The following is a 350-nucleotide window of genomic DNA, read 5'->3' on the forward strand; positions in this document are numbered from 1 at the left end:
GGTCCGTCTTTTTCTTTTTGTACAGAGGCATACCTGCGGGAGCGGCTACCGACGCCCACTCCTGCGATGCGGCGTAGACCGCAGCATTCAGATCATCGGAACGCCCCGAGATGTAATCACCAATAGCCCGGCGTTTGACACCAATCAGGTAATCGAACATACGGTCTTGAGTAGTCCTATCAAACTTCTCCTGACCGGTCAAGCCTAGGCCGCGAACGATCTCGGGCATCGTGGTCGTAATGATCTGGTAGCGACCGACAGCATTAAAGTCACCAGCCTGCTGATGCTGCATAACCTCGTTGACCGTCATGTTCTCAAGGTCTTCAGTACCCGCGCGCCCCTTCTTTTTC

Annotated in this window: 1 protein-coding gene; it reads right to left on the reverse strand. The window is 54.3% G+C overall.

Going from position 1 to position 350, the window contains the following annotated elements; genetic code table 11:
* The coding region (locus AC1RPR_RS08540) for a lysozyme family protein (protein ID WP_481763522.1) at positions 1-350 on the reverse strand (350 nt) is incomplete at both ends.

The organism is Dellaglioa sp. CoH-57-MRSF-22 (assembly GCF_056781895.1).